The organism is Aeromonas sp. ASNIH4 (genome assembly GCF_002934425.1).
Classification (GTDB): Bacteria; Pseudomonadota; Gammaproteobacteria; order Enterobacterales; family Aeromonadaceae; genus Aeromonas; species Aeromonas hydrophila.
In genome coordinates, this window is record NZ_CP026217.1 from 3,849,629 (window position 1) to 3,864,832 (window position 15,204).

Annotated in this window: 18 protein-coding genes; 8 read left to right on the forward strand and 10 right to left on the reverse strand. The window is 62.1% G+C overall.

The genetic code is table 11. From position 1 onward, the window contains the following. Positions 1 to 24: 24 nt before the first annotated feature. The 7 genes from sfsA (at position 25) to panC (ending at position 6,360) form a co-directional block, all read left to right on the forward strand. Positions 25 to 768, forward strand: a complete 744-nt coding sequence (gene sfsA, locus C2U40_RS17715; RefSeq protein ID WP_103829046.1) for a DNA/RNA nuclease SfsA — start codon at positions 25 to 27, stop codon at positions 766 to 768. Positions 769 to 887: 119 nt separating this feature from the next. Further along, positions 888 to 1,337 carry an RNA polymerase-binding protein DksA gene (gene dksA / locus C2U40_RS17720; protein WP_005304459.1) on the forward strand — a complete coding sequence of 150 codons (450 nt, stop codon included), beginning with the start codon at positions 888 to 890 and terminating at the stop codon, positions 1,335 to 1,337. Positions 1,338 to 1,450: 113 nt separating this feature from the next. Next, entirely contained in the window at positions 1,451 to 2,368 is a 918-nt protein-coding gene (gene gluQRS / locus C2U40_RS17725; protein ID WP_181014947.1) for a tRNA glutamyl-Q(34) synthetase GluQRS, read from the forward strand. Between the two features lie 135 nt (positions 2,369 to 2,503). Continuing rightward, positions 2,504 to 4,003 carry a polynucleotide adenylyltransferase PcnB gene (gene pcnB / locus C2U40_RS17730; RefSeq protein WP_017411017.1) on the forward strand — a complete coding sequence of 500 codons (1,500 nt, stop codon included), beginning with the start codon at positions 2,504 to 2,506 and terminating at the stop codon, positions 4,001 to 4,003. An 11-nt stretch (positions 4,004 to 4,014) separates the two neighbouring features. Further along, positions 4,015 to 4,524: a 2-amino-4-hydroxy-6-hydroxymethyldihydropteridine diphosphokinase gene (gene folK, locus C2U40_RS17735; protein ID WP_011707280.1), complete on the forward strand. Its 510-nt coding sequence runs from the start codon at positions 4,015 to 4,017 to the stop codon at positions 4,522 to 4,524. After that, positions 4,521 to 5,315 (forward strand): 3-methyl-2-oxobutanoate hydroxymethyltransferase, encoded by a 795-nt coding sequence (gene panB / locus C2U40_RS17740; protein ID WP_011707281.1) that lies wholly within the window; start codon positions 4,521 to 4,523, stop codon positions 5,313 to 5,315. Before folK ends, panB begins: the two co-directional genes overlap by 4 nt. A gap of 187 nt (positions 5,316 to 5,502) precedes the next feature. Beyond that, positions 5,503 to 6,360, forward strand: coding sequence for a pantoate--beta-alanine ligase (gene panC / locus C2U40_RS17745; protein WP_103829047.1), 858 nt, complete (start codon positions 5,503 to 5,505; stop codon positions 6,358 to 6,360). A gap of 64 nt (positions 6,361 to 6,424) precedes the next feature. On the opposite strand, the gene C2U40_RS17750 is transcribed toward panC, so the two are convergent. The 8 genes from C2U40_RS17750 to hpt all read right to left on the reverse strand — a co-directional run bounded on the left by C2U40_RS17750 (position 6,425) and on the right by hpt (position 12,203). Next, on the reverse strand, positions 6,425 to 6,952 hold the full coding sequence (locus tag C2U40_RS17750; RefSeq protein WP_103829048.1) for a rhodanese-like domain-containing protein: 528 nt from the start codon (positions 6,950 to 6,952) through the stop codon (positions 6,425 to 6,427). A 1-nt stretch (position 6,953) separates the two neighbouring features. Continuing rightward, a complete protein-coding gene (locus tag C2U40_RS17755) occupies positions 6,954 to 7,376 on the reverse strand; it encodes a MauE/DoxX family redox-associated membrane protein (RefSeq protein WP_233768788.1) in 423 nt (140 codons plus the stop codon). A gap of 62 nt (positions 7,377 to 7,438) precedes the next feature. After that, positions 7,439 to 7,699 carry a DUF3343 domain-containing protein gene (locus C2U40_RS17760; protein ID WP_103829050.1) on the reverse strand — a complete coding sequence of 87 codons (261 nt, stop codon included), beginning with the start codon at positions 7,697 to 7,699 and terminating at the stop codon, positions 7,439 to 7,441. After that, a complete protein-coding gene (locus C2U40_RS17765; protein WP_103829051.1) occupies positions 7,696 to 8,478 on the reverse strand; it encodes an acyl-CoA dehydratase activase in 783 nt (260 codons plus the stop codon). Before C2U40_RS17765 ends, C2U40_RS17760 begins: the two co-directional genes overlap by 4 nt. A 9-nt stretch (positions 8,479 to 8,487) precedes the next feature. After that, positions 8,488 to 9,639 (reverse strand): double-cubane-cluster-containing anaerobic reductase, encoded by a 1,152-nt coding sequence (locus tag C2U40_RS17770; protein WP_103829052.1) that lies wholly within the window; start codon positions 9,637 to 9,639, stop codon positions 8,488 to 8,490. A gap of 234 nt (positions 9,640 to 9,873) precedes the next feature. Next, positions 9,874 to 10,647 (reverse strand): ABC transporter permease, encoded by a 774-nt coding sequence (locus C2U40_RS17775; RefSeq protein WP_103829053.1) that lies wholly within the window; start codon positions 10,645 to 10,647, stop codon positions 9,874 to 9,876. Beyond that, complete coding sequence (locus C2U40_RS17780; RefSeq protein WP_016351893.1) at positions 10,644 to 11,561, reverse strand: ABC transporter ATP-binding protein; 918 nt, start codon at positions 11,559 to 11,561, stop codon at positions 10,644 to 10,646. Before C2U40_RS17780 ends, C2U40_RS17775 begins: the two co-directional genes overlap by 4 nt. Positions 11,562 to 11,672: 111 nt before the next feature. Beyond that, entirely contained in the window at positions 11,673 to 12,203 is a 531-nt protein-coding gene (hpt, locus tag C2U40_RS17785) for a hypoxanthine phosphoribosyltransferase (protein WP_011707288.1), read from the reverse strand. 200 nt (positions 12,204 to 12,403) lie between these two features. Here hpt and C2U40_RS17790 point away from each other — a divergent pair, with 200 nt between their 5' ends. Next, positions 12,404 to 13,018, forward strand: coding sequence for a TetR/AcrR family transcriptional regulator (locus C2U40_RS17790; RefSeq protein ID WP_011707289.1), 615 nt, complete (start codon positions 12,404 to 12,406; stop codon positions 13,016 to 13,018). Positions 13,019 to 13,092: 74 nt separating this feature from the next. Here C2U40_RS17790 and C2U40_RS17795 read toward each other — a convergent pair whose 3' ends face one another. Further along, positions 13,093 to 13,704 (reverse strand): flavin prenyltransferase UbiX, encoded by a 612-nt coding sequence (locus tag C2U40_RS17795; protein WP_103829054.1) that lies wholly within the window; start codon positions 13,702 to 13,704, stop codon positions 13,093 to 13,095. Beyond that, the gene (mpl, locus tag C2U40_RS17800) at positions 13,701 to 15,071 is read right to left on the reverse strand and encodes a UDP-N-acetylmuramate:L-alanyl-gamma-D-glutamyl-meso-diaminopimelate ligase (RefSeq protein WP_103829055.1); all 1,371 of its coding nucleotides are present in this window, start codon (positions 15,069 to 15,071) and stop codon (positions 13,701 to 13,703) included. Before mpl ends, C2U40_RS17795 begins: the two co-directional genes overlap by 4 nt. Between the last annotated feature and the right edge of the window lie 133 nt (positions 15,072 to 15,204).

The following is a 15,204-nucleotide window of genomic DNA, read 5'->3' on the forward strand; positions in this document are numbered from 1 at the left end:
CTCATCGATTAAGAGAGCCATACCATGATCTTCGATCCCCCCCTGCAATCCGGGCTGCTGATCTCCCGTTACAAGCGCTTCCTGACCGACGTGCAGCTCGACAACGGCGAGGTGATTACCATCCACTGCGCCAATACCGGCGCCATGACCGGCTGTGCCGAACCGGGCACCCGGGTCTGGTACTCCACCTCAGACAATCCCAAGCGCAAGCTGCCCCACAGCTGGGAGATCGCCGAGAGCCCGGCCGGTCACTTCATCTGCGTCAACACCGCCCGCGCCAACCAGCTGGCCCGGGAGCTGATCGAACAGGATGCCCTCGCCCCGCTGCGCGGCTATGCCAGGCTGCGCACCGAGGTGAAATACGGCGAAGAGAACAGTCGCATCGATCTGCTGCTGGAGGATGACCACCGGCCTGCCTGTTATATCGAGGTGAAATCGGTGACCCTGCTCGACGAGCGGGAGCAACCCGGCATGGGCTACTTCCCCGATGCGGTCACCACCCGTGGTGCCAAGCACTTGCGTGAATTAATGGCCATGAAGGCGGCAGGCCACAGAGCCGTGCTGTTATTTATGGTTTTGCACTCCGGAATCGTGAGAATGCGCCCGGCAGCGCATATAGATCCGCACTATAGTCTGCTTATTGAGCAAGCAATTACGGCAGGGGTTGAAATTTTATGCTATCGACCCCATGTTGGGGTGCAGAGCATGGTGGCCCAAGATTTTATCCCGTTTGAATCTTGTCACCTGCTACCCGAGGGCAGCGAATAAATGTTGGAGTGGGTAACATTATTGGTACGGCTTGTTTGCCTCCAAGTTACCCTTCTGCTATAGATGTCGCCCTCAATTTATGGATGGCACGGGTAGCGTGCTGAATTAGGAGACAGGGCATGCCAACAGGCGAAAACAGGAAATCTCTGGGCCCCCTGGCCATTGCGGGTGTGGCGCCTTACCAGGAAAAACCGGGTGAGGAGTACATGAATGACCAACAAAAGGCACATTTTCGCAAGATCCTGGGAGCCTGGCGCAACCAACTGATGCAGGAAGTTGACCGCACCGTTGACCATATGAAGGATGAGGCTGCCAACTTTCCGGATCCCGTGGATCGCGCCGCGCAAGAAGAAGAGTTCGCTCTTGAACTGCGTACCCGCGACCGTGAGCGCAAGCTGATCAAGAAGATCGAGAAAACCTTGCTGCTGCTCGAAGACGATGACTTCGGTTACTGCGAACACTGCGGTATCGAGATCGGTATCCGCCGTCTGGAAGCCAGACCCACCGCCGACCTCTGTGTCGACTGCAAGACCCTGGCTGAAATCAAGGAAAAACAGATGGCCGGTTGATACCGACCTCTGGCATAGCAGAAAAAAGGGAGCTCGCGGGCTCCCTTTTTTATTGAGCTTTTGGCCGGGCCGTCCCAGAATGCAGCCTCAATGTCCCGTTTGCCCGAATCCGCATGCCCGTGAATACCATCCCCTCGTCCCAGACCCGCCCTTATATCGGCCGCTTTGCCCCCTCCCCCTCAGGCCCGCTTCACTTCGGTTCCCTGATCGCGGCGCTCGGCAGCTTCCTGCAGGCCAGGGCACGGCAGGGGCGCTGGCTGGTGCGTATCGAAGATATCGATCCACCGCGGGAGATGGCGGGGGCCGCCCCGCTCATTTTGCAGACCCTGGAGGCCCATGGCCTGCAGTGGGATGGCGAGGTGATGTACCAGAGCCGGCGCCACGGCCGCTATGACGAGATCATTGACCAGCTCTACCGGGCCGGCGATCTCTACTGGTGTCGCTGTACCCGGCGCGAAATCATGGCGAGCGGCGGCTTTTACAACGGTCACTGCCGCACCCTTGGTCTCACGGCGGAGGGTTGTGCCGCCCGCGTGCGCCAACACCACCCGGTGTACGATTTCGAGGATGGGCTGCAGGGCCGCATTACGGTGCCGGCGGCGCTGGCCGAGGAAGATTTCATCGTGCGCCGGCGCGATGGGCTCTATGCCTACAACCTGGCGGTGGTGGTAGACGACATGGATTGCGGCATCACCGAGATAGTGCGCGGTGCCGATCTGCTGGAGCCGACGGTGCGCCAGATCGCCCTCTACCAGACCCTGGGCGCCCCCGTGCCCGCTTGGGTGCATCTGCCGCTGGCGGTGCAGGCCGACGGTAACAAGCTCTCCAAGCAGAATCACGCACCGGCGCTAGCACAGGACGAGGTGCGCCCGGCCCTGTGGCAGGCGCTGCACTTTCTCGGCCAGTGCCCGCCCCCCGACCTGATGGCAAGCCGGGTGGACGAGGTCATCGACTGGGGCATCGCCCATTGGCAGCTGGCCCGGGTGCCTGCCAGCGAGAAGATTGCGCTGACAGCTGGCGTAAACGAATAGGCAGTTCAGGGGGGATTTGGGTGGAATCAGCGCGGTTTGCGATGATTTAGCCGGGATAATCCGCTTCAAACGAGATCAATTGCCAGCACGGTTTTTCATTTGGTTAGGCGTGAGCTATGATAGGCCGCTATTTTTTTGGCCTCCCGTCAATTTGAAGTCATAACGAGGTGTACCATTTTTTCCCAGATCGCAAACTTTTGCCGCAAAGTGCTCGGCAAGGAAGACGGCGAGCAGTCGGCGGAGTCCCCCATTCCGGCCCGCGTCGCCGGACAACGTCGTACCTTGAGCCGTGACCAGCACCCGATTTCGCGCAAAGAGATCAGCGAGAATGCACTCAAGGTGCTCTATCGCCTGAACAAGGGCGGCTACGAAGCCTACCTGGTCGGCGGCGGAGTCCGGGATCTGCTGCTCGGGAAGACGCCCAAGGATTTCGACATCGCCACCGATGCGACGCCGGAGCAGATCAAGTCACTGTTCAGCAACTGCCGCCTGATCGGCCGCCGTTTCCGGCTGGCCCACATCGTCTTTGGTCGTGACGTGATCGAAGTGGCCACCTTCCGCGGTCACCACCATCAGGTCAATACCAGCAAACATGTGTCGGCCCAATCCGATGAAGGTATGCTGCTGCGCGACAACGTCTACGGCACCATCGAAGAGGATGCCGAGCGTCGCGACTTTACCGTCAACGCCCTCTACTACAGCGCCAAGGATTTCACCCTGCACGATTTCGAGGGCGGGCTGGAAGACTTGGCCGAGCGCAAGCTGGAGCTCATTGGCGATCCCGAGACCCGCTACCGCGAAGATCCGGTGCGGATGCTGCGCGCCGTGCGCTTCGCCGCCAAGCTGGACATGACCATCAGCCCGCGTACCGCCGCCCCCATCAAGGAGCTGGCGCCGCTGCTGCAGGATATTCCGGCGGCCCGCCTGTTCGAGGAAACCCTCAAGCTGTTCCTGGCTGGCGATGGCCTGGCCACCTACAAGCTGCTGCGCGAATACGGCCTGTTCCAACAGCTGTTCCCGCAGGTGGCGGCGCTGTTTACTCCGCACGGCAACTCGCCCTACGAGCAGTTCATCGAGCAGGCGCTGATCGATACCGACACCCGGGTACGGGAAGACAAGCGCGTCACCCCCGCCTTCCTCTATGCCACCCTGCTGTGGGGCTGTGTCGAGGCCCGCGGCCGGGTGCTGGAGAACGAGAGCGGCCTGCCCTGGTATGACGCCTTCATGCTGGCGATCAACGAGGTGCTGGACAACCAGGTACGGATCATAGCCGTCCCGCGCCGCTTCACCACCGATGTGCGCGACATCTGGGCCCTGCAACAGCGGCTGACCCGCCGTCAGGGCCGCCACCCCGAGCGGGCCATGGAGCATCCCAAGTTCCGCGCGGCGTTTGATTTCCTGTTGCTACGCAACCGGGTCGAGCGCGGTCTGGGCGAGCTGGCCAGCTGGTGGGAACGCTACGTGGAGTCCAATCCGGACGTGCGCCCGCAGCTGCAACGGGAGGCGACCCGCCGCCCGGCAAGCGGTGAGCGCGGTCAGGCCGGTGAGGCCCGCAGCAACGATGGCGAGAAGCGCAGCAGCAACAGCCGCAACCGTCGTCGCCCCCGTCGCCGCAAACCGAAAGCGGCCGAGTGACAACTGACGTGATGACCGAGGTCTTCATCGCCATTGGTTCCAACCTGTCTGACCCGCTCGGTCAGGCTCGTCGCGCCGTCGCCGCCCTGGCAAGGTTGCCGGGATCCGTGCTGGTGCAGGCCTCGTCGTTTTACAGCAGCCGCCCCATGGGCCCTGCTGACCAGCCGGACTACGTCAATGCCGTGGCCCGGCTCAACACCCGGCTGACGCCGCTGGCGCTGCTGGATCAACTACAAAGCATCGAGCTGGAACAAGGACGTGTGCGCAAGGATGAGCGATGGGGGCCAAGAACCCTGGATCTCGATCTGCTGCTGTTTGGCGATCAGATCATCAGGCATGAACGCCTCATCGTTCCCCATTACGGCATGAAGGAGCGGGAGTTCGTGCTGCTGCCCCTGGCCGAGATTGCACCCGCTCTGGTACTGCCTTGCGGCACCCCACTCGCAGAACTGGTTGCCCGCTGCCCGCACAATGATCTTGCCATCATTGCCCCCGGTGCAGACGAACAGGAGCCTCTATGAGCAAGATCACCACCACCAACCTGTTGAAGATGAAGCAGGAAGGCCAACGAATCACCGCCATCACCGCCTATGATGCCACCTTTGCCAAGCTGTTCGACGACGAGGGCGCCCACGTGCTGCTCATCGGCGACTCGCTGGGCATGGTGCTGCAGGGGGGTCAGGATACCCTGGGCGTCAGCATGGATGAGATGGTCTATCACACCCGTTGCGTGGTGCGCGGCACCACCAATGCACTGGTGGTGACCGACATGCCGTTCATGAGCTATGCCACCCCGGAGCAGACCTATCAGAATGCCGCCCGGCTGATGGCGGCCGGTGCCCGCATGGTGAAGATGGAAGGGGGCGACTGGCTGTGCGACTCCATTCGCCACCTGACCCGCAACGGCGTGCCGGTGTGTGGCCACCTCGGCCTCACCCCGCAATCCGTGCACGTATTCGGCGGCTTCAAGGTGCAGGGACGCGACGAGTTCCAGGCTCAGGAGATCTACCGTCAGGCCCTCGAACTGCAGGCTGCCGGCATCCAGTTGCTGGTGCTCGAGTGCGTGCCCACTTCGCTGGCCGAGCGCATCAGCAAGGCACTGCGCATTCCGGTGATCGGCATCGGTGCCGGCCCCGCCACCGACGGCCAGATCCTGGTGATGCACGATGCCTTCGGCATCACCTCCGGCTATGTGCCCAAATTCACCAAGAACTTCCTGGCCGAGACCGGCGACATGCGCGCCGCCATCCGGCTCTATGTGAAGCAGGTAAGCGAAGGCACCTTCCCGGGCCCGGAACACTGCTTCAACTGATCCGATAGCGTGACGAGAGCGGGGGCCTGCGCCCCCGCTTCGCCCTCTGGTGCTGACTGAGCAACCCGTCTCTTGATGACTCATCCCAAGGTGACCTGTCGATGATGCTGCCCGTTGACACTCCTCTCTTACCCATGCGGGCCCATACCGCCCGCCTCTCTTTGATCTTTTCGAAGGTGAACTGCTGATGTTGGTCGTTAACAATCCCGCCGCTCTGCGTGAACAGATCGGCCAATGGCGCCGTGAAGGGCTCACAATCGCATTCGTGCCCACCATGGGCAACCTGCATCAGGGCCATCTGACCCTGGTGAAAGAGGCGCACCACCACGCCGACAAGGTGGTGGCCAGCATCTTCGTCAACCCGATGCAGTTCGACAAGGCCGAGGATCTCGCCAACTACCCACGCACCCTGGAGCAGGACTGCGCCGCGCTGGAAACGGCCGGGGTGGACATGGTGTTCACGCCGACCCCGGAGATCATGTATCCGCAGGGGCTGGCCAGCCACACCTTCGTCGAGGTGCCGGGCCTCTCCGGTCTGCTGGAAGGGGCGCTGCGTCCGGGCCACTTCCGCGGCGTCAGCACCGTGGTGACCAAGCTGTTCAATCTGGTGCAACCGGATGTGGCCTGCTTCGGCCAGAAGGATTACCAGCAGCTGGCGCTCATTCGCAAGATGGTGACCGACATGGCAATGCCCATCCAGATCGTCGGCGTGCCCACCGTGCGGGCCGAAGACGGGCTGGCGCTCTCCTCGCGCAACGGCTACCTGACCGCCGCTGAACGGGCCCTGGCCCCTGAGCTGGCGCGCACCATGAACTGGATCGCCGAGCAGATTGAAGAGGGTGACCATCACCTGCCCTCCCTGGTGGCCCAGGCCAGCCAGCGCCTCGACAAGGCCGGTTTTCGGACCGACGCCATCGACATCGTCGATGCCGCCACCCTGGAAGCGGCTACCGACCAGAGCGAGCAGCTGGTGATCCTGATGGCGGCGTATCTCGGCAAGGCCCGCCTCATCGACAACCGGGTGGTGACGCTGGCCCGCTCCTGAGCCGCTGCGCCACTGACAACAAAGCCCGCATGTGCGGGCTTTGTTGTTTCTGAGCGTTTCCAGCCTACTCGGCGGTGACCGGGTAACCCGCCCCTTTCCAGGCGAAGATGCCGCCCGGCACCCGATAGACCTGCTGATAGCCCTGGGTGACTGCCCAGGCGGCCCCGTTGTGGCTGCGGCCGCACTTGACGAAGCCGCAGTAGAACACCACCGGACGGGTCTTGTCGTCGCCCAGCAGGGCCAGCAGCTGCTCGGGCGTGCCGCTCCCCTCGACGATCTGGCTCCAGTCATCGCCGGACTTGGCCTCCTTCACGAAGGCAAAATTCTTGGCCCCCTGAATGTGCTCCTTCTTGTAGGAGTCCTCGAACGGCATGGTGTCGATGATCACCAGCGCCTCGCCTTTATCCATCCGGGTCTTCAGCTCCGCCACGGTCAGCAGCTGATAGCCACCCTGCTGGGTCTCCTGGGAGAGCTGTACCGCCGCCTGCTCCAGCTTGGTCTCCTGCTCGAACTGGTTGTCGCCACAGCCACCGAGGGCAAAGCTGGCCGCAATCAGTGAGGCCATCGGGGTGCGGGATTGCAATCTCATCATGTCACTGCTCCTTGGGAACGGTAAAAACGGGGCGGGAGTGGCGCAGCAAGGCGCCCGCAAGCGTCAACAGCAGCAGATCCCGCACGAGGGCCTGTGGCAGCGAGCTGAGATCAGCCCTGCCAAGACAGCCGCAAGAGATGTCGAGCCCGATGGCGATGCCATAGCCCAACACCGGAATAAACAGGGCGAGCAGCCCGATCACCAGCCAGAGCCCCCAGCGCCGGTTGGCGATCACCGCGAGCCCGGCGCAGAGCTCCAGCCCGATAAGGCCCCAGACGGCAAGGGGAATGAACGGCGACCAGAGCAGGCCGAAGGCGCCGATCTGCTCGGCGAACAGATCCGGCGCCGCCAGCTTGAACCCGGCGGAAGCGACGAAAAATCCCCCCAGCGCCAGCCTGACCAGCAGCCGCAGATACACGGCCATGGGATAGCTCTTTATCATCCATGCCCCCCACTGCCAACTCCCCGACCAGGCGTCACCATGCCCTAGCCGGCGGCCGGATAACGGGCCAGTTCGCAATACTCACCGTCTTCGTCACAACGAAAGACGGCGGCGGTTTCGCCGCGCTGGCACCACTGCTGCCACTCCTCGGGCGGGCAGTGCAGACGGATGGCGAGGCCGCAGCCGGCGCTGAGCCGGCGCGGTACGTCGCAGACCCGAAAGGCGTGGGGCTGCAGCTCCAGCCGCTTGCGCAGCCTGACCGTGCCGAGGGTGGAGTGGAACAGGTAGAGGAACTCTGCGTTCATGATTTGCCTCCCGTGCGAGCACGCGCACCGAACAGGGCCGCCCCCAGCGCACCGGCAAACTGGGCGTCCGGGTGGGTGGCCACGTCGCAGCCCAATCCTTGCGCCAGATAGTGGCGGAAGGTGGCGCAGTGGCTGACGCCGCCAGTGAAGAGCACGGTGGGTCTGGCACCAAGGCGGCCGATGAAGTTGGCGCTGCGCCGGGCCATGGCGCGGACGATGCCGGCCAGGATCGACTCAGCCGGAATGCCCGCCGAGCGTAGGCTGATCGCCTCCGACTCGGCAAACACGGTGCACATGCTGCTGATATCGTGGGGCTCGGCCCCTTGCAGCAGTTCGTCAAGCTGCTCGACCCGCGCTCCCAGAGTACGGGTGATCACTTCGAGAAAGCGGCCGGTGCCGGCGGCGCACTTGTCATTCATCAGAAAGTCGGTGAGATTGCCCTCGCCATCGAGCTGGATCACCTTGCTGTCCTGGCCGCCGATGTCGATGACGGTGTGTACCGACGGGCAGAGCAGGCGCGCCCCCAGCCCGTGGCAGGAGATCTCGGTAACCCGCCGATCGGCGAACGACGCCAGATCGCGGCCATAACCGGTCAGGGTCAGATGGGGGCGCTCTGGCAGCGCGGCCGAGAGCGTCTCCCAGCCTTGCTCGATGGCGGCCAGCGGACGAAAGGGGGTCGGCACCAGAAAGCGGCGGACGATACGCCCGCCGTCCCTGTGGTCGAACAGGATCCCCTTGGTCGCGGTGGAGCCCGAGTCAATCCCGATGGTGAGTGACACGGCACCTCCTCACAGCATTTCGATAAAGGCCGCCAGCCGGGTGGCCAGTTGTCCCTTGTCGGCGCTGGAGTAGTCGGTCTCCACCGCCATGTAGGGAATGCCGTGGCGATCGCGTACGTTGCGCTTGATGGCCAGCGACTCCACCGCATAGGTGTGACAGGCCTGCAGGATCACGTCGATCACCCCGTCCGCCTGATACTCCTCCACCATCTGGCTCAGCAGATTCATGCGCTGATGGTTGGGGGAGATGCAGGAGCAGCCGATGGCCAGATACTTGTCGGTCAACGCATCGAACAAGTCGCCCTCCTCGCTGACGCACTGCTCGGTCGCCTTGGCGCCGGTGCAGTTCTCGTAGCCTACCACCCAGCCGCCATGCTCCTCGATGAGACGCACCACCTTGTCAGCGGCGCCGCCGATGGGGCAGCCAGTGATGAGGATGCGCGGGCGGGCATCGAGCCGTTTGCCGTCGGCGTACTCGGCCTTGATGCGGCGGGTCATCTCCTGCAGCTCGCTGATGAGCTGCTCCTTGTCGAAGCGGAAGGTGGCGCCATAGACCACCTTGAGGATGTCGGTGCCGCTCAGGGCCGGCGGATTGAGCTGGCCCAGCCGGTAGAAGTCGGCCAGCGCGCGGCGCTCGCGGTTCTTCAGCACGATGGCGTCGCGCAGCGCCTGCTCGCTGATGGGTTGGCCAAACTGCTGCTCCAGCAACGCCTTGAAGCGGACGATCTCGCTGCGCCACAGGGTACGGGAGGCCTCGTCATCGGCGCGGTTGGGCAGCTGCATCACGTGCACCGGTTTGAACTCGGCCATGTACTCGTACATCTTCTTCTTGCCGTCGCAGGTGGTTTCCCCCACCACCAGATCGGAGAAGTAGAAGTAGGGGCACTTGTCGGTCTTGCCGAAACCGTAGCTGCTCTTGATCAGCGGGCAGAGGTTGCGGGGCAAGTCTTTCTCGGCCTCCTCGATGGTCTCGTCGCTGGTGGAGCAGAGCGATACCACCACGGCGCCGGCAGCCATCGCCACCTCCTGCGGCATGAAGGTGCAGTAGGTGCCGACCAGGGGGATCTGTCGCTCCTTAAGTGCCATCACGGCCAGAAAGCCCTGACGGCGGGCATCTGAAAAACTGTCGAAAATGGCTGGCAACTCGGTGATCAGTGACATAGGCGATCCTGCCCTGGTGAGAAAAAGAAGAGACGGAGGGCCTCCATTGCGCAGACCTTCCAACCGCGGGAATTATACCTTTGGGGGTAATCTGAAAATTGCGGTGGATCACAAGGTGCCGGATAAAACCTTGATAATAGGATGGTTATTTACCCTGTGCGAGATGGGGCCAGCGCAGGAGAGGGAAAAGAGGCAACAAAAAAACGGGCACCCCAGGGTGCCCGTTGCATTCTATCAGTGGCGCAGCCCGGTGCCGCGGGAGATGAGCCACCAGGCCAGACCGTAGAGAGCCACGATGAAGCCGATGATGATGAGATAGGCGGTGCCGAGCGGCACGTCGGAGATCCCGAGAAAGCCGTAACGGAACGCGTTCACCATGTAGATGATCGGGTTCACCTGGGAGACCCCCTGCCAGAAGGGTGGCAGCAGGCTGATGGAGTAGAACACCCCGCCGAGATAGGTGAGCGGCGTCAGCACGAAGGTGGGGATGATGCTGATATCGTCGAAGGTCTTGGCAAACACCGCGTTGATGAGGCCGCCCAGCGAGAAGAGGATGGCGGTCAGCAGCACGGTGAAGCAGACGCTGAACAGGTGGTGGATCTGCAGCGGCACGAAGAACAGCGACACCAGGGTGACGATGAGACCGACGCAGAGTCCACGCGCCACGCCGCCGCCCACGTAGCCGGCGATGATGACGTAGTTGGGCACCGGCGCCACCAGCAGCTCCTCGACGTTGCGCTGGAACTTGGCGCTGAAGAAGGAGGAGGCGACGTTGGAGTAGGAATTGGTGATCACCGACATCATGATGAGGCCGGGTACGATGAACTCCATGTAGGTGAAGCCGCCCATATTACCGATACGCGAACCGATCAGGTTGCCGAAGATGACGAAGTAGAGGCTCATGGTGATGGCGGGCGGCACCAGGGTCTGGATCCAGATCCGGGTGAAGCGGCTGATCTCCTTGGCCAGAATGCTCTTGAAGGCGATGTAGTAAGTGGTCAGGTTCATGCTTTTCTCCCCTCCTCGACCAGGGTGACGAACAGCTCTTCCAGCCGGTTGGCCTTGTTGCGCATGCTCAATACCTGCACCTGCTGGCTCGACAGCTGCTCGAACAGGCTGTTGAGCGACTGGCTCTTGTCCAGATCCACCTCCAGGGTGCGTTCGTCCTGCATACGGCCGTTGAACTCGGGCACGTTCGGCACGGCGGAGCCCGGCGCCAGATCCAGCATGAAGGTCTCGCGGCCCAGCTTGCCCAGCAGATTCTTCATGCTGGTGTTCTCGATCAGGCGGCCCTTGTCGATGATGCCGATGTTGCGGCACAGCATCTCGGCCTCTTCCAGATAGTGGGTGGTGAGGATGATGGTGACACCCTGCTCGTTGAGATCCTTGAGGAAACTCCACATGGAACGGCGGATTTCGATGTCCACCCCGGCGGTCGGTTCGTCGAGGATCAACAGCCTGGGTTCGTGCATCAGGGCGCGGGCGATCATCAGCCGGCGCTTCATGCCACCGGAGAGAGTGCGGGCCGGCATGTCGCGCTTGTCCCACAGGTCGAGCTGGCGCAGATACTTCTCGGCACGGATCTTGGCCTCGGCACGCGGCACGCCATAGAAGCCGGCCTGATGGGTGACTATCTGGATCACCTTCTCGAACTGGCTGAAGTTGAACTCCTGCGGCACCAGACCGAGCTGGGCCTTGGCCTCTTCCAGGTGAGTGTCGATGTCGTAACCGAACACCTTCACCTTGCCGGCGCTCTTGTTCACCAGCGAGCTGATGATGCCGATGGTGGTGGACTTGCCCGCCCCGTTGGGGCCGAGCAGCGCGAAGAAATCCCCCTGCTTGACGGTGAGATCGATGCCTTTAAGGGCTTCGACGCCCCCCTGATAGGTCTTTTTCAGGCCGCTGATTTCCAGTGCGTTCATTGCAACCCCTGTGATGGCGCATCCCATCTCGAGACAGAAAAGGCGGCCAAGGCCGCCTGCAGACAGAAAATGGCGCTCTGCCACCTCGCCCGTGATATTCCTGAACCTTGCTTACTCTTGCGGTACTACCTTGCCGATGAACTTCAGATTGCGGTACTTCTGGGCATAGTCGATGCCGCAGCCCACCACGAATTCATCGGGAATGGAGAAACCGATCCAGTCTACCGGCACCTGCACTTCGCGGCGGGACGGCTTGTCCAGCAGGGTGCAGATGGCCAGGGATTTCGGCTCGCGCAGAGAGAGGATCTCGCGCACCTTGTTGAGGGTGTAGCCGGTATCGATGATGTCTTCGACGATCACCACGTCCTTCCCTTTGATGTCGTCATCCAGATCTTTGAGGATGCGCACGTCACGGGTGCTGTGCATGCCGGAGCCATAGCTGGAGGCGGTCATAAAATCCAGGGTGATGGGCAGCTGGGTCTGGCGGCACAGGTCGGCCAGGAAGATGCAGGAACCACGCAGCAGGCCGATCATGACCACTTCGTCAGAGCCCTGATAACGGGCGGTGATCTCTTCACCCAATTTGGCGATCCGGGCGGCGACTTCAGCCTCGGAGATCATCACCTCGACAGTGTGTTTCATCACTTACTCCATAATGGCCAAAGCGAATTTGGCCGTTCATTAACGTCAAAACCGATGATTCTACCATTCAAGCCGAAGGGCGTCAGGCATACGTGATGCTTTTATCGGCTTATTTTAATTGATAGAGTTAGCAGGCCCTCGGGCATTATCGGTGACAATACTATAAACACCATAATCAATAACTATTAGATGAAAAAACTATGGAACCACGCGCAGAAATAAGACGTCGAACCCGGCTTTCGCCGGAGGCCCGACGCAATCAATTGATGGAATGTGCCATCGAGGTGTTCTCCCGTCGCGGCATTGGCCGTGCGGGTCATGCCGAAATCGCAGAACAGGCCAAGGTCTCGGTTGCTACCGTGTTCAACTATTTCAACACCCGTGAAGAGCTGGTGGATGAAGTGTTGGCCGAGATCGAACGTTTCGTGCATCAGATGCTGGAACAGGCCTACACCGGCCAGGGCCCGGTCAGCGACAGCATTCGCCGCCACGTGAAGCTGTTTGTAGACGCCGCCTACGATCAGCCTGACCACGCCAGCATCTGGCTGGAGTGGAGCTCATCGGTGCGGGAAGAGGTCTGGCCCCGTTACGCCAAGCTGCTGGACAAGGCTCTGGAGCGCATTGCACCCCACCTGCAACGCGCCATGGATGCCGGCGAGATCCAGAGCGTGCTGTCCGCCCAGGACTTGGCCCGCTCCCTGACCGGTTTTGGTTACGTCATGATGCAGATGATCAATCAGCCACAACGCCCGGACCGGGAAGAAGTGACCGATTTTCTGTTCAAGTACGTGACGGCCCCGATCCAGGCAGCCTAACCCGCTCCGTCAAAATAAAGCGGCGCCGAACTGTTCAGGTCGGCGCCGCTTTTGTTTGTCCGCTATCTCTCAGCTCACCCTTTGGCGTAGCCCCAGCGGCGAGTCAGATCGTGCTCGATCCCCAGATGGTCGAGGATCCTCGCCACCATGAAGTCCACCAGATCCGCGATGCTCTTTGGCTCATGATAGAAGCCCGGCGCCGCCGGCATGATGGTCACCCCGAGCCGCGCCAGCTTCAGCATGTTCTCCAGGTGGATCGCCGAGAAGGGGCTCTCGCGGGGCACCAGAATGAGCTGGCCGCGCTCCTTGATCACCACGTCCGCCGCCCGCTCCAGCAGGTTGTCGGAGGTGCCGTTGGCAATGGCCGAGACGGTCCCCATGGAGCAGGGGCAGACCACCATCTGTCTGGGTGCCGCCGAACCGGAAGCCACCGGCGAGAACCACTCCTCCTTGCCGCAGGCCACTATCTGCCCCTCGCTGGCGCCATATTGACGACAGAGATAGGCAGAGAGCTCTTTCGGCGAGCCGGGCCACTCCTGCTGCTGCTCGGTCTTGAGCACCACACGAGCCGCCGAGGAGGCGAGCAGGTAGACCCGATAATCCGCCTGCACCAGGCATTCCAGCAAGCGCATGGCATAAGGGGCGCCGGAGGCGCCGGTCAGCGCCAAGGTGATCGCTTTGTTCATAGCTGGCCGTGATAGTCCTTGAGGCGGGCGATCAGCTTGTCATGAATGCCGCCGAAGCCACCGTTGCTCATGATCAGAATATGATCGCCATCGCGGCACTCGGCCACCAGCCGGTTGATCAGGGTTTCCAGATCGTTGAACACCTTGGCCGGTCGGGTCATGTGGGCGGTCACCTCGCCAAGATCCCAGCCGATGTTGGGCGGCTGGAAGAAGAACACCTCGTCGGCGCCATCGAAGCAGCCGGCCAGCTCCTCCTTGTGGACCCCCAGCTTCATGGTGTTGGAGCGGGGCTCCAGCACTGCCAGGATACGGGCCTTGCCCACCTTGGCGCGCAGTCCGCCGAGGGTGGTCTCGATGGCGGTGGGGTGATGGGCGAAGTCGTCATAGACGCTGATGCCGGCTACCTCGCCTTTGAGCTCCATCCGCCTCTTGGGGGACTTGAACCGGCAGAGGGCCGCAATGCCGTGCTCCACCATCACGCCGGCATGGCGGGCGGCGGCAATGGCCATCAGGCCGTTGTTGACGTTGTGCTCGCCGATGCACTCCCAGTGCACTTCGCCCTGCTTCGCGCCGTCCAGCCACACCTCGAAGGCAGAGCCGTCGTCGGCCAGCTTGACCGCCTTCCACTGGGCGTCGTCCTGACCCACCAGCTCCACTTCGCTCCAGCAGCCCATCTTGCGCACGGCGGCGAGGTTCTCATCCCCCTTGGGGAAGAGCACCCGACCGTTGCTCGGCACGGTGCGCATCAGGTGGTGGAACTGGCGCTGGATGGCGGCGAGATCCGGGAAGATATCCGCATGGTCGAACTCCAGGTTGTTCATCACCAGAGTGCGCGGGTGGTAGTGGACGAACTTGGAGCGCTTGTCGAAGAAGGCGCAGTCATACTCGTCCGCCTCAATGACGAAGAAGGGGGCGGAGCCGAGACGGGCGGAGACCGGGAAGTTGCCGGGCACGCCGCCGATGAGGAAACCGGGCTCCAGCTTGGCGTATTCGAGCACCCAGGCCAGCATGCTGGCGGTGGTGGTCTTGCCGTGGGTGCCAGCGACGGCCAGCACCCAGCGATCCTGCAGCACGTGCTCCAGCAGCCACTGGGGGCCGGAGATGTAGGGCAGATTGCGGTCCAGCACATACTCCACACAGGGGTTGCCGCGGCTCATGGCATTGCCGACTACCACCAGATCCGGCGCCGGATCAAGCTGGGAAGGGTCATAACCTTCGGTCAGTTCGATGCCCTGTTGCTCGAGCTGAGTACTCATGGGGGGATAGACGTTGGCATCCGAACCGGTCACCCGGTAACCAAGCTGTTTTGCCAATACCGCCAGACCACCCATGAAGGTGCCGCAGATCCCGAGGATGTGAATGTGCATACCGCTGCCTTTTCCAGTAAAGGGAAGTGCGCATTCTAGCAAGGTGACGGCAATTTGGCAGACCCAAGCTGTGCGGTATCCACCAACTCTGTCGCAGTGGCCCTGAAATATGGTCATTTGACGCGACATCGCT

Excerpts from the sequence above, each read along its gene's own strand:
- sfsA (WP_103829046.1), top strand. The coding sequence starts at position 25 with ATGATCTTCGATCCCCCCCTGCAATCCGGGCTGCTGATCTCCCGTTAC.
- dksA (WP_005304459.1), top strand. The coding sequence starts at position 888 with ATGCCAACAGGCGAAAACAGGAAATCTCTGGGCCCCCTGGCCATTGCG.
- gluQRS (WP_181014947.1), top strand. The coding sequence starts at position 1,451 with ATGCCCGTGAATACCATCCCCTCGTCCCAGACCCGCCCTTATATCGGC.
- folK (WP_011707280.1), top strand. The coding sequence starts at position 4,015 with ATGACCGAGGTCTTCATCGCCATTGGTTCCAACCTGTCTGACCCGCTC.
- panB (WP_011707281.1), top strand. The coding sequence starts at position 4,521 with ATGAGCAAGATCACCACCACCAACCTGTTGAAGATGAAGCAGGAAGGC.
- panC (WP_103829047.1), top strand. The coding sequence starts at position 5,503 with ATGTTGGTCGTTAACAATCCCGCCGCTCTGCGTGAACAGATCGGCCAA.
- C2U40_RS17750 (WP_103829048.1), bottom strand. The coding sequence starts at position 6,952 with ATGATGAGATTGCAATCCCGCACCCCGATGGCCTCACTGATTGCGGCC.
- C2U40_RS17755 (WP_233768788.1), bottom strand. The coding sequence starts at position 7,376 with ATGGCCGTGTATCTGCGGCTGCTGGTCAGGCTGGCGCTGGGGGGATTT.
- C2U40_RS17760 (WP_103829050.1), bottom strand. The coding sequence starts at position 7,699 with ATGAACGCAGAGTTCCTCTACCTGTTCCACTCCACCCTCGGCACGGTC.
- C2U40_RS17770 (WP_103829052.1), bottom strand. The coding sequence starts at position 9,639 with ATGTCACTGATCACCGAGTTGCCAGCCATTTTCGACAGTTTTTCAGAT.
- C2U40_RS17775 (WP_103829053.1), bottom strand. The coding sequence starts at position 10,647 with ATGAACCTGACCACTTACTACATCGCCTTCAAGAGCATTCTGGCCAAG.
- C2U40_RS17780 (WP_016351893.1), bottom strand. The coding sequence starts at position 11,561 with ATGAACGCACTGGAAATCAGCGGCCTGAAAAAGACCTATCAGGGGGGC.
- hpt (WP_011707288.1), bottom strand. The coding sequence starts at position 12,203 with ATGAAACACACTGTCGAGGTGATGATCTCCGAGGCTGAAGTCGCCGCC.
- C2U40_RS17790 (WP_011707289.1), top strand. The coding sequence starts at position 12,404 with ATGGAACCACGCGCAGAAATAAGACGTCGAACCCGGCTTTCGCCGGAG.
- C2U40_RS17795 (WP_103829054.1), bottom strand. The coding sequence starts at position 13,704 with ATGAACAAAGCGATCACCTTGGCGCTGACCGGCGCCTCCGGCGCCCCT.
- mpl (WP_103829055.1), bottom strand. The coding sequence starts at position 15,071 with ATGCACATTCACATCCTCGGGATCTGCGGCACCTTCATGGGTGGTCTG.